Here is a 12,654-nt window from a genome sequence, read left to right on the forward strand (position 1 = left end):
AATGCCTATAGTGCATTAAATTGCACTCTAAGATTTTGACATGGATCGCTCTGCTACCCCTTTATCCTCACAATTCGTGCTTATTATGGCTTTGGCCTGTGGTGTCTGTGCAGGTTCAGCCTATTTCAATCAACCACTGATTTATTCAATCGAAAGAAGTTTAGAAATTTCGACCAGCCAAGCTGGATTTACCGTGGTTATCGCTCAAGTGGGTTATATGCTCGGACTCATGCTTTTGGTACCCCTTGGAGATTTTTTTAATAAACGAAAACTCATTGTGAGTTTAATGATATTTGCGGCAATTTCGCAGATCCTTTTGTCTTTCAGCTCAGATATTAGCACTTTATATATCTTTACCCTTTGTGCAACATTTGGAGCCATATCAGCACAAGTATTAATTCCATTTGCTTCTTCCATTAGCCCACCGGAATTAAGCTCGGCAGTTGTAGGTAAACTCATGAGCGGATTGGTCATGGGGATTATTTTATCTAGGACATTTGCCGGCTTTGTTTCAACTTATTGGTCTTGGGAAGGCGTTTATTTCAGTAGTGGTATTTTGACTTTATGTTTAGCATGTTTAATGTGGAAAAAACTCCCCAACACTCAACCTGCTTCGCATTTACAAGTCACCGATATTTACAAATCACTTTGGAGCATCGCAAAGCATAATCCGCATCTCATACGCCGTGCCTGCGCGGGTGCCCTAGGATTTGGCATTCTCTCAATGGTGTTTACATCGATGACTTTTGTTTTAGGGAGTGCCCCATATCAATTTACTGATTTTCAAATTGGTCTATTTGGTCTGTTAGGTATTATCGGAATTTATTCCTCGAGTTGGTCTGGTAAAACAGTTGGCAAAGGGAAAGAAGAATTTGTCGCTCAATTATGTATCACCTTGATGCTGTTCTCTTGTATTCCATTATATTTCGCGCAACAGAACATCTTCATTTATGCACTTGGCGTATTGATGAGCTATTTTGGTCTCACCGCATTTCATGTTTTGAATCAAAATCTAGTCTATCGTATTGATGGTCAAGCACGCTCACGAATTAATGCTGTGTATATGACCATTTACTTTTCAGGCGCTGCACTAGGTTCTTTAGGTGCTGTCTATGCTTGGGAACATTATGCATGGATTGGTTGCGTTGCTTTGGGACTGTTTTTCTCAATTTTAATTTTATGTATTGATCGTTATGATTTTAAGATCATGAAATCTATATAAACATCTCGCTCAGTACACACTTTAAACTGAGCGATAACAAAATGATGAAGTATAACTATCGCGTAATAAGTGCCTTACTTTCCAAAATTTCGGGTAAATTTCGCTCAATCCAATGGATCAACTCATTTAATTTCATCGCTGCATTTGAACCCAATACAGTGAGTTGATACTCCACCTTTGGAGGAACTACTGGATAAACAGTGCGCAAAATAAAACCATCTTTTTCTAAGGTTTTTAGTGTCTGAGCCAACATTTTTTCGCTCACCCCCTCAATTCTTTGTTTTAGCTCACTAAAACGATGCACACCATCACTCAAGCAACGTAGGACGAGAACTGACCATTTACTGGTGAGATGCTCCAAAATTTCACGAGAAGGACATTCACTGGATAAAACTTGACCTAATAAATCACTATGCGCATATGTATTCATCATTTTTCTCTTAACAGTTAACAACTTACTTTTAGGTATGTACTTTCATTAAGTAAGTTAACAGATTAATATGCCTGCATCAAGTTTATTTTTTAGCCACATTAAGAGGAAATTAAAATGAAAATTGCGATTACAGGTGCAACTGGTGAATTAGGTCGTTTAGTTGTTCAAGAACTTAAAAAACTTCATAGCGAGCATGAAATTATTGCTTTGGTTCGCAACCCAGAAAAAGCTAAAATTTTATTTTCTGAAGATATTCAAGTACGCAAATTTGATTATGATCAGCCAGATAATCTCGCAAATTCCCTTCAGGACGTTAATAAACTCCTGCTCATTTCTGCCAATGAGATTGGTCGTCGCACTCCACAACACAAGGCTGTTATTGATGCTGCGATTCAAGCTAGAGTTCCTCACCTAACATATACCAGCTTACTGAATGCAGATCACTCTCCGCTTGGCTTAGCCAATGAACATCGAGAAACAGAAAAACTAATACGAGAAAGTTCCATTACCTACACCTTTTTAAGAAATAATTGGTATAGCGAAAACTATTTATCTGCCCTCACCCATCAAATCGAAACAGGCATAGTATACGGAGCTGCTCAAGATGGTTTAATTAGTTCAGCTTCTCGTTTGGATTATGCCACTGCTGCAGCTCAAATATTAAATGATGAATCAGCTCAACATTTGAACAAAATTTACGAGCTTGCTGGTAGCGAAAGCTTTAGCTTAAATGATTTTGCGACCCTTCTTTCTGAGTTTTCACAACAGCCTGTGAAATATCAAAACTTATCTCTAGAAGATTATCGTCAAGGATTAATTCAAGCTGGTTTACCACTAGGTCTCATTGACGTCATTGTAGATGCAGATCTTCACACCGCCCATGGTGCGATGTACAGTGTACGCAAAGATCTTGAACATTTAATTGGTCGAAAAACCACATCGATTCGTGAAAGCATTCAGCAAGCCCTGAATGCTTAGAGAATAGACTCCCCTTAAAGGGGAGTTTTTACTTTTTAATATTGCGCAGAGGTAAATCCAAGTTCATATCTAAATTTGCTTTTGTTTCACGCTCCAAGTTGTACATTGTTGCTCTAAAACTAGATACATCCTTCATCAAAATTGGATCATTTAAATGTAATACAGGTTTGAAAACATGATCAATATCCACATCAAGCTGCTCATGCAAATCTAAATACACAGGACCATCAAAATCAATCGTAATCGGAACCTGATAAGTACGCTTTAAATGAAATGGAACTTCAAGCTGAATAGGCAAATCTAAATTTAACGGAAATTTAGGTAAAAATCGTGCTTTATACACCAAATCTGTTGTTGCACTAATTGGAATCGTTTGATCAATTATTACTTTGGTTTGATAATCCGCACTCACAGAAACAGGGACTTCGACTTTAAACTTGAGATTGGTTTTGTATTTACCCTGCAAATCTAAATCAATATTTTCCTGCACTTTAATTTCTGTATTTAATGCGCCAATCGCTTGTACCTCAAGATAATTCCCAACATCAATTTTGGTCGGCAATGATTCTGACAACTGTACACTTGCATTCTTCGCACTGACATGAACAGATGCTTGAATATTGAGATATAGCCAAAAACCTACGGCGACAATGCTTGCCACGACAATAAATAAGAGCGAACCATATCCCACGATTTTTTTAGCACTCATGCTTCTCGAGCTCACTGGGCTTTCACCGATTCAGCAGATTGATCATCCTTCTGAACTTTAATGGGTGATGCTGCTTCCACTTTTTGATTTTTTTGTAATGTTAAGGTATTGAGTGGGATAACCAACTCACCTTTTTGTATTTTAATTGGCAAAGTATTTTGTACGTTGACTGAAGCCTCTAACGCAGTTTTAATTGGTGCATTCAAATGACCTTCTACTGGTATATCCACATCTAAATCCGTTTTTAATGGGATGCGTAAATTCTCTTTTAAATCCGCTTGAACAGGTGCTTGAAATTTCAAGTGAACCATTTGATCTAAGGGAACATCCATTTCAACAGGTACATCAAGTTTAATTGGAATCATCCCTTTCAATGGCAATGTAATATCTTTGCCTAAAATGCGAACCTTAACTTTAGTATCCACTGCTAAATTTTGATCCACAATCAAATTTTCACGGACTGGAATGACCGTTTTAATTGGTACTTGATTGTCGAAATGAACCATAGGATTCAATGTTTGTTGTACAGGAATAGAAAGATTTTCATGTATAGGAATGGTCGTTTTCACACGACCTGTCACATTTACATCCAAAGCATCATGGATTTGAACTTTCGCTTGCAATGGCTCCTGAAGATCAATATTCACGGCTTGATCTTCTAGTGGAATGTAAATTTTAAAATGTTGAAAAACCCATAAGGCAATTGCTATACCACTCGCGGCAGCCAAAGCAATCAGCACGAAGCCAATGACAAGATATTTGATGCGCAAAAATATAATCCTTTAACATTTATTTTTTTAATCACCTGCTCACAATCCATATTTTATGTGAACAAATACGCAATTTTTTCAATATTAAACCACTTATTTTGAAGAAACCATATTGCTCTAAAGTCTTAATTACGTAAATTTAGGCAAATAAAAAAGAGCCTCGAAAGAGGCTCTTTTTATGCTTTACAAATTATGCATTTGTTTCAGCAGGTACTTTTGGATAGCTTACGCCACCCATTTGTTCAGCGATACGCAGAACTTGGCAGCTATAACCTACTTCGTTGTCGTACCATACATATGCTGTTAAACGGTTACCAGACGTAATTGTTGCTTGCGCATCAAAAACACCTGCAGTGCGTGAACCGATAAAGTCAGATGATACAACTTCAGTAGAATTTGTATAACCAATTTGACCTTGAAGATTAGAGTTGATAGAAATTTGACGAATATATTCGTTCACTTCATCACGATCAACTTCTTTATCTAGAGTCAGGTTAAGGATTGCTAAAGACACGTTAGGTGTTGGAACACGTACAGAGTTACCAGTTAATTTGCCTTTAAGCGCTGGAAGTGCTTTAGCAACTGCTTTAGCAGCACCCGTTTCAGTGATCACCATGTTCAACGTTGCAGCACGGCCACGACGGTCAGCTTTATGATAGTTGTCGATCAAGTTTTGGTCGTTCGTGAACGAGTGAACTGTTTCGACGTGACCATTAATCACTGTATATTTGTCATGAAGTACTTTCAACGTCGGTGTGATCGCGTTAGTAGTACAGCTTGCAGCAGAGATGATTGTGTCTTCATCAAGAATGTCAGCTTGGTTTACACCAAACACAACGTTCTTCATGTCACCTTTACCAGGTGCAGTTAAGATTACACGTGCAGCGCCTGGGCATTTAAGGTGCTGAGCAAGACCTTCAGCATCACGCCATTTACCAGTGTTATCAATCACCAATGCATTTTCGATACCATATGCAGTGTAATCCACTTCTGATGGGTTCGATGCATAAATCACTTTGATGAATTGACCATTCGCAATAATTGCTTCGTTCTCTTCATCTACAGAAATCGTACCGGCAAATGGACCATGAATAGAGTCACGACGAAGTAAAGAAGCGCGTTTCTCTAAATCACCATCAGATGATTTACGAACAACAATCGCTTTAAGGTTTAGACCACGACCAAGACCAGACTGACCAATCATAAGACGTGCAAGGATACGACCAATACGCCCAAAACCATAAAGCACAACATCTTTATGCTCAACAGATGCAGCATTTCCTTGTAGTGATTTAACAGCGTCAGCAACGAATGCATCTACATCGCCACCTTTTGCTTTAAATTCTACAGCAAGTTTGCCTAAATCGATTTCAGCTGTGCCGATATTTTGTACTTTAACCAATGCTTCAAGGATTGGGAAAGTATCTACAGCAGAAAGTTCAACGTCTAAAACACGTGTACGACGGTGAGCTTTAAGAATTTGGATAACCGAGCGGTTAATTAAAGAGCGACCGTATACTGTAGCTACGATGTTTTTTTCACGGTATAACTGACCAACAAGGGCAATCATACGTTCCGCGAGTTCTTCACGGTTTTTCCAGCGACCTTGGTGCTCTGCATGTAGGGCAACGATAGTGTCTTTGCTCACAGATACGTCCTCTAATTAATTGTAAATCTAAGCATAAATTTCAAAACCCCATAATTGTAAAGGAATTAGCTCAGAGTTGAAATGAAAACTCGGTTTATTTTTTACTAAAGCAATATTCTCTTTATAAAAAATATATTTTAGCCATTGAATTACAATATAATTTTCTGGGTAAATGATTTCATTTAGATATCAAATACTGATCATTAAGCCTACAAATCCAATTTCGTCACTGAGTTGCAGTCAGTTCAACTCAATACTGGGGAAGCTGAAATATCCTGACTCAACATCATATTTAAATCTTCTAAATTAAAATCTTCTAAGTTTTCTGGGAGTTTGACCAATACTGGAAGCTTAGTTAAACCATTTTGCCCCGAAGGGAATGCATAATGTCGTTCAAAATCACTTGTAGCTGAAAAACTTTCAAATTCAATAAATACACTATATTTTCGATAGTTTTTAGGCACACTTAAAATATCTAGATAAGCCTGCTTCTTGATTTTCACCATGGCCAATGAAGTTTGTTGAAGTTCTTTTTCTAACTTTTCTCCAGCCACCATTCTTTTTAAAAATGAGCCTTGAACTTCAGCATAATCTCGTTTCAAACGCATCGTATGAGACAGCATTTCTCGGTAATCTTGAATATGTTGGCTTAAATCTTCTTGTAATGCATTTAACGGTTTCTTGGAGCGCTCATGCATGACTCCACGCTCATACATATTCAATGGTACAAATATTTCATCTTTACGCTTTTCAAGTAGTTTTAAATAGGCTAACAACTTGTATTCAAACAATTGGACTGATGAATTAAAAAATAATGAAGGCTGTTGTTTAAAATCTTTATAATTCGCCAGAATATCTGAAAATATGCGATGCACACTTTTAAACAGATGCTCATATTCTTCAATATGTGATAAATGCTGTTCTAAAGCCACCACAAGAGGTTGTAGCAATTCGACAGTCAATGCTTGCTCTATCTTACGTAAATGCTGTTTGGCTACAAAATCACTATTACTTCCAGCCATCCCTAAATTTTGTGTCAAAAGCGGTAATATCTTTTGTTCAGCAACATCTTCAAATTCTTGCACAATTTGAATAACATCTTTATGCACTTGATGCTGAATAGTAACCATCATCTGCACGTGTTCCATAAACTGTTTGATATACCCCTCTTCATTGTAACGGCGCATATCCAAAACCAACCCATTGAGATAAATTTGCTGGTTGTATTCCATTCGATCTTCAAATAAAAAACGACGGATCGAAAATGGATTTTGTTCAAACTGACTGGTTGGTGCGATGACGAATAGAAATTCAGAGGTTTTAACAATATCAAAGTGTCGAATGGACTGTTCTTTCAGCAACCATTGTGCAAAAAAAGGATGCTCCAGGATCGATGAGCTTCTAGGTAGAAGCGGTTTAAACCAATACCCCAGTAATTGTTGCTTAATAAATACTTCTATCATAAAGCTCTTAATCTGAGCTGAAGTTAACTGACGAGTTCCAACTGGTGTTTCAAGATTTAATTCACGAATTAACTTAGCAACATCTTGCAAAAAAACCCGACGCATTAACATTTTTTCGCGTTGTAATTTTAAATTGTCCTCAACAGCAATCTGGTCAATTTGATACAGCGCATTTTCCAAATAGTCCGCCACTTGTACGCAATCCGTCATCTCCTTCAACCATTGGATAGATTGACATAACTTTGCTGCAATGGAGCGCATTCTTTCACTAGAAAAACTGTGCTTTAAAATTCCCAGCGACGTCGTGACTTTATATTCGAACGTGTTATTCACACGATTCCAAAATATATCTTTAGGTTTGAGAATTTGACGATCAATTTCTTCGCGAACATCACTATCAGAATGTTGAAATATACGCTCTAAGAGTCTTTGCCAGTTTAAATCCAGACTAGGCTCCAGCTGTAATAATGCTGCTCTTGTTTGGTACTGAATCATGATTGTTAAATTAGAATTATTATTGATTTAACAAATTTATCACATTTTTATGTTTTAGTTAATTGTGTCACAAATATTTTTAAAGAATAAGTAATTATTCTTATCATTCAGTCAAAAACTCTTATGTATAACTCATCCTTATGTAATGATATGAAACTTAGTGCTCATCTTTTTGGGCTAGACGCGATTGTAGTTTCTTATGTTGATATTGAAGTAACTTTTCAGTTCTTCTTTGACGATAGAGATAAATTGTACCTTCCAAAATAAGGAGCAATACAGCAAACCAAATTGGAATATAAGTCAACCATTCTCCTGCTTCCACGCGTTCACCCATTGCTATTGATGCTCCTGCCAACAAAATTGGCTCTAAATAACTCAATAACCCAAAAATCACAAATGGAAGATATCTGCTCGCCAAGATGTAACTTCCAAGCCCTAAGGCACTTAAGCAACCTAGACCTAGTACGGCTAAAATGAGATATTTAAACTCAATAATCAGGGGCAATGTGTTTGAATAAAAAAATGCTAGAAAAATAGCAACTGGAATCACCAGCAATAAATCCCACCAGAATCCACCTAAATGATCTGTTCCAAATTTTCTTCTTAAAAAAAAGTAGATCGGATAAGCCACAGCAACATACATGGTCTCCCATGCCACAGTACCGATGCGCCAGATTTCATGGCTGACACCAAGAATTGCAAAAAACACTGCTGCAATTTGCCACTTTGAGAGCTTTTCTTTGTAAAGAACGCAACCAAAGAGAACCATCACCAGAGGCAACAAAAAATATCCTAAAGAAACCTCAAGCCCCCGACCATTGATTGGTCCCCACAAAAATAACCAGAGTTGAGTTGTACACAAAAACGAACTGATCAAGAGCCAAATTAAAATAGATGGTTGTTTGTAAATTTTATTATAAATTTCTCTAACATATTTTAGATCACCCGACCACCACATAAACAGCGTTAAAAAAGGTAATGTTGCTAACATTCGCCAAGCAAAGGTCTGCTCACTGTCTAGTGGTCTAAGAAAATACGTATAAAAATATAGCACCCCAAATGTCACTGATGCCATAACTGACAATGCTATACCTTTTAACATATCTGAACCTAATTTTTACCAAACGATATTATAGCTATAATTCATATCAATAGATGTCGATGCATAAAAAAACCACGCTTTAGCGTGGTTCTCATCATTTTCAACATTATTTTGTTGAACCAGGTTGTTGACCCGTTTGCTTTGTACGTATCACATCACTTAAGTCATAACCAACAGATTTAGCATAATCAAGATACTCATTCACGACTGCTTGATCAGGATTATGCGTGCGAGAAAGTACCCACATATACTTACGTTTAGGCTCACCCACGAGTACAGTTTGATAATCCTCATCCAGTTTCAGCACCCAGTAGTCGCCACGACCAACTGGTAACCATCGAATAGCACTCGGCAAAAAACTGACTTTCAATTTTGTATTAAATGGCTGATTTTGTACAAATGCCTCACCCACTGACTGGGTAACTTTACCGTCAGCGGTAAAACAACGGTTATCAACAGTCACATTACCATTTTCATTTAATGTATATGTCGCAGTTACATCACGATCACACTTGTTTTGGAAATAAAGTGGCTTACGTGCTACTTCATACCAAACACCTAAGTATTTATCGAGTTCAACTTTTTCAACAGTATTGAGTGGCTTGTCCTGAGCATAAACCATCGTTGCTGCCCCTAAACCAACCAATAAGGCACCACCCAATACAATCTTGCTAACATTGAAACCAGCAGATGGGAGACTCTTGATCATCTAAATAACCCCTATTTATTGAATTTGTTTGTGAGTATTCATTTACTCTTCTACAATAATGGTTATTTTTCGGCTTAATGTTACGTTATGTGATGATTTTACAGTGTTTTCTGTAAATTAAATCACTGAATTAACTGTGCTTTTAAACGCACGATCTCATCACGGAAACGCGCTGCTTGCTCAAACTGAAGCTCTTTCGAAGCTTTGAGCATTTCTTTCTCTAATTTAGCCAAATGTTTTGCCAATAGTTTTGGATCGGAAACTATATGGCGCTCATCCGCACTTAATGCACGTGCTTGTCCCGATACACTCTCATCAATTGACTCATCATCATACACTTCACCAGTATCAATCTCTTTGATGACTTGGCGGACTGCTGAACGCGGAGTGATGCCATGTTCTAAGTTAAAATTAATTTGTTTGGTACGGCGACGCTCCGTTTCATCAATCGCTTTTTGCATTGAATCCGTAATCCGATCCGCATATAAAATAGCCTTTCCTTCAACATTTCGAGCAGCACGACCAATGGTTTGGATAAGTGAACGTTCTGAGCGTAAAAAGCCTTCTTTATCGGCATCTAATATTGCAACTAAAGATACCTCAGGCATGTCTAAACCTTCACGGAGTAAGTTAATTCCAATCAATGCATCGTAGACACCTGTTCGTAATTCATGAATGATCTTCACACGTTCAACAGTATCGATATCAGAGTGCAGATAAGCCACTTTGATCCCGTACTCTTTTAAATATGACGTCAAATCTTCAGCCATGCGTTTGGTTAACGTTGTGACCAAGACACGTTCATTTTTGTCTTTACGTTGATTAATCTCCGAAAGGACATCGTCCACCTGAGTCAATACTGGACGAATTTCAATGACGGGGTCAATCAACCCTGTTGGACGCACCACCTGCTCAGCAATTTGTTCTGATTTTTCTAATTCATAATTGGCAGGCGTCGCACTGACATAAATTGTAGTAGGAATAATACGTTCCCACTCTTCAAACTTCATTGGTCGATTATCCAATGCACTTGGCAAGCGGAAACCATAATTCACTAGATTTTCTTTACGTGAACGATCGCCTTTATACATCGCACCAATTTGAGGAACCGTAACATGCGATTCATCAATAATAAGTAATGCATCCTCAGGCAGGTAGTCGAAAAGCGTTGGCGGGGCCTCTCCAGCTGGTCGACCTGATAAATGTCTCGAGTAATTCTCAATACCATTGGTATAACCAAGCTGTTGCATCATCTCAAGGTCATATCGAGTACGCTGTTCAATACGTTGAGCTTCAAGCAATTTATCTTCAGCTCTGAAATATGCCAAGCGCTCTTTGAGTTCTTCACGAATCGTTTCGATGGCACGCTGCAAGTTATCTTTAGGCGTCACATAGTGACTTTTTGGATAAATCGTAATTCGTGGGACTTTACGAATCATTTTTCCAGTCAAGGGATCAAACCAGCGGATCGAATCCACTTCATCATCAAATAGCTCAATCCGCACTGCATTTTGTTCTGACTCTGCGGGGAAAATATCAAGAATTTCTCCACGAATTCGATAAGTACCTCGTAAAAATTCGAGTTCATTACGCGTATATTGCATTTCTACCAATCGACGAATCAACTCATCACGGCTGACTCGATCACCTGTCACAATATGTAGGAGCATATTCATATATGCATTAGGATCACCTAAACCATAAATGGCGGATACCGAAGCAACGATAATAGCATCCTTACGCTCAAGCAAAGCACGCGTTGCAGACAACCGCATCTGATCGATGTGATCATTAATAGCAGAATCCTTTTCAATAAAAGTATCAGATGACGGTACGTATGCTTCTGGCTGATAGTAATCGTAATAACTTACAAAATACTCAACAGCATTATGTGGAAAAAATGCTTTAAATTCTCCATAGAGTTGAGCCGCAAGGGTTTTGTTATGTGCCATTACAATAGTAGGACGTTGTAATTGCATAATCACATTCGCCATCGTATAGGTCTTACCAGAGCCTGTTACCCCTAGTAGCAATTGATCCTTAAAACCTTGTTGTACTCCTTTAACAAGTTTCTCAATCGCTTGAGGTTGATCTCCTGCAGGCTCGTAATTAGTTACTAATTCAAATGGACGACTGTCACTCACTCGATAATTCTCGCTATACAGATGATGAAAATATGCAATAACACTGGTAATGCATGGCTTGCTTGCTCAAATCTTTATGATTTACTCATCTGATGATGAGGGTGAAAACCATAAATTCAATCAATTTTACTTGACCCTTACAGCAATCAATTGCACCATGAACTTAAATTGCATGTTGATGTAAAAAACTATGACTTACCAATATCACGATGAAACGATTATCAACAGTTTAAATGAAGATACAGTATTTGTATTTGGTAGTAATTTAGCAGGCACGCATGCAGGTGGTGCTGCAAAAATTGCACTTCAACATTTCGGTGCGATTAAAGGTGCTGGCCGCGGCTGGGCTGGACAGAGCTATGCAATACCCACCATGAATGAGCATTTGCAACAAATGCCTCTATCTCAGATTGAACACTACATCAATGATTTTAAAATCTATACAAAAAACCACCCCAAGATTAAGTATTTTATTACAGCCGTTGGTTGTGGTGTAGCAGGTTACAAAGTTGCTGAAATAGCCCCCATGTTCAAAGGTATATCAAAAAATGTAATTTTCCCGATTTCGTTTAAACCTTTCGTTGAACGCACCTTTCCTAAATTAAACCAACCTTTATTACATGCCATTTTTTCTTCTGAACTGCTGTTCGCGGATTCTTTAGAAACGGCATTTGAGCAACTTAATTTAAATGAATCTGAAAAGAAACTAGCCAATATTTTGATCGAAACGCCGATGTTCCCCGTGGACAGTAATGGACGTGAACGCATATTTGAAATCGAAGATATCCTCTATCATCTAAAAGATCAAACCTTCCAATATGAACCGAAGTCCGATCGTGCATTCATGATGGGTGGTGTGGTATTGGCTTTACTTGAACTCTACCAAATGAATGAACAAGATTTTGTTGATGTTTGGCAAGGGCTTAAGTCAATTTCTGCGCCAAAACCTGAGCATCGAGCAAAAAAATCAGTTTAATAAGA

At 37.9% G+C, this 12,654-nt stretch carries 11 protein-coding genes; 3 read left to right on the forward strand and 8 right to left on the reverse strand.

The features are described from left to right. Positions 1–40 precede the first annotated feature (40 nt). Positions 41–1,222, forward strand: coding sequence for an MFS transporter (locus AC1M9I_RS05230; RefSeq protein WP_481610783.1), 1,182 nt, complete (start codon positions 41–43; stop codon positions 1,220–1,222). A 55-nt stretch (positions 1,223–1,277) separates the two neighbouring features. Here AC1M9I_RS05230 and AC1M9I_RS05235 read toward each other — a convergent pair whose 3' ends face one another. Beyond that, positions 1,278–1,652, reverse strand: a complete 375-nt coding sequence (locus AC1M9I_RS05235) for a winged helix-turn-helix transcriptional regulator (RefSeq protein WP_481593495.1) — start codon at positions 1,650–1,652, stop codon at positions 1,278–1,280. Positions 1,653–1,769: 117 nt separating this feature from the next. On the opposite strand from AC1M9I_RS05235, the gene AC1M9I_RS05240 reads away from it, so the two are divergent. Next, positions 1,770–2,633: an SDR family oxidoreductase gene (locus tag AC1M9I_RS05240; RefSeq protein WP_481593434.1), complete on the forward strand. Its 864-nt coding sequence runs from the start codon at positions 1,770–1,772 to the stop codon at positions 2,631–2,633. Positions 2,634–2,661: 28 nt separating this feature from the next. On the opposite strand, the gene AC1M9I_RS05245 is transcribed toward AC1M9I_RS05240, so the two are convergent. The 7 genes from AC1M9I_RS05245 to uvrB form a co-directional block, all read right to left on the reverse strand. After that, positions 2,662–3,342, reverse strand: a complete 681-nt coding sequence (locus tag AC1M9I_RS05245; protein ID WP_481593435.1) for a hypothetical protein — start codon at positions 3,340–3,342, stop codon at positions 2,662–2,664. A gap of 11 nt (positions 3,343–3,353) precedes the next feature. Then, on the reverse strand, positions 3,354–4,112 hold the full coding sequence (locus AC1M9I_RS05250) for an MFS transporter (RefSeq protein ID WP_481593436.1): 759 nt from the start codon (positions 4,110–4,112) through the stop codon (positions 3,354–3,356). Between the two features lie 190 nt (positions 4,113–4,302). Further along, the gene (locus AC1M9I_RS05255; protein ID WP_180028420.1) at positions 4,303–5,760 is read right to left on the reverse strand and encodes a glyceraldehyde-3-phosphate dehydrogenase; all 1,458 of its coding nucleotides are present in this window, start codon (positions 5,758–5,760) and stop codon (positions 4,303–4,305) included. Between the two features lie 245 nt (positions 5,761–6,005). Further along, a complete protein-coding gene (locus tag AC1M9I_RS05260; protein ID WP_481594676.1) occupies positions 6,006–7,718 on the reverse strand; it encodes a hypothetical protein in 1,713 nt (570 codons plus the stop codon). Between the two features lie 157 nt (positions 7,719–7,875). Then, complete coding sequence (gene rarD / locus AC1M9I_RS05265) at positions 7,876–8,820, reverse strand: EamA family transporter RarD (protein WP_481610784.1); 945 nt, start codon at positions 8,818–8,820, stop codon at positions 7,876–7,878. 106 nt (positions 8,821–8,926) lie between these two features. Continuing rightward, the gene (locus tag AC1M9I_RS05270; protein ID WP_035265500.1) at positions 8,927–9,529 is read right to left on the reverse strand and encodes a lipocalin family protein; all 603 of its coding nucleotides are present in this window, start codon (positions 9,527–9,529) and stop codon (positions 8,927–8,929) included. A gap of 122 nt (positions 9,530–9,651) precedes the next feature. Beyond that, a complete protein-coding gene (gene uvrB / locus AC1M9I_RS05275) occupies positions 9,652–11,673 on the reverse strand; it encodes an excinuclease ABC subunit UvrB (protein ID WP_179997909.1) in 2,022 nt (673 codons plus the stop codon). Between the two features lie 190 nt (positions 11,674–11,863). Here uvrB and AC1M9I_RS05280 point away from each other — a divergent pair, with 190 nt between their 5' ends. Beyond that, positions 11,864–12,649 (forward strand): A1S_2505 family phage non-structural protein, encoded by a 786-nt coding sequence (locus tag AC1M9I_RS05280; RefSeq protein ID WP_481590310.1) that lies wholly within the window; start codon positions 11,864–11,866, stop codon positions 12,647–12,649. The last annotated feature ends 5 nt before the right edge of the window (positions 12,650–12,654 follow it).

Source organism: Acinetobacter sp. ANC_7553 (assembly GCF_056779895.1).